At 69.2% G+C, this 500-nt stretch carries 1 protein-coding gene; it reads right to left on the reverse strand.

Features of this window, described 5'->3' with window-relative positions; genetic code table 11:
* Positions 1–500 (reverse strand): hypothetical protein (locus AX709_RS17635; RefSeq protein ID WP_066551268.1); only part of this gene is annotated, 500 nt, incomplete at both ends.

Raw genomic sequence — 500 nt, forward strand, 5'->3', positions numbered from 1 at the left:
CGGATCGCGAATTCGGTATCGGCCAGCGCCGCGGCGATCCCCGCCCTGTTCTGGGGGTGCTGGCCCGCGGGCGCATCCCCGGCGACGAACAGATAGCGCTTCCAGCCCGACAGCGGCGCGGCTGCGGTATCGGCCTGCGTCGGCGCCGCCGGCTCCTCAAGGAAGGCGGCGCGAAGCGAGGCCAGTTCCGACCTGCGTCCGCGCAGCGCCCGACCAAGCTGGGCAAGCAGGTAGCGGCCGATGAAGCCGGTGATGACCGTCATCAGCAGGAGGACGGTCAGAAGCAGTCCGACCGGGCTTTCGAGCTTGTGCGCGGCGTGGACCAGACCCAGGATCGGCGCCAGCACGCCGGCATAGATGTGGATGGCGAGCAGGGTCGGCTTGCTGACGAGCCGGGAGAGCAGCTTGTCGACCCAGGCGATGTGCTTGGCCGCGACATAGGGAAGCGTCAGCAGCATCAGCACGAGCGCTGCGATCCCGATGATCCCGCCAGCGAGGCT

The sequence above is a fragment of the Sphingomonas sp. CCH15-F11 genome, from assembly GCF_001557005.1.
In the GTDB taxonomy this organism is placed as follows: domain Bacteria; phylum Pseudomonadota; class Alphaproteobacteria; order Sphingomonadales; family Sphingomonadaceae; genus Sphingomonas.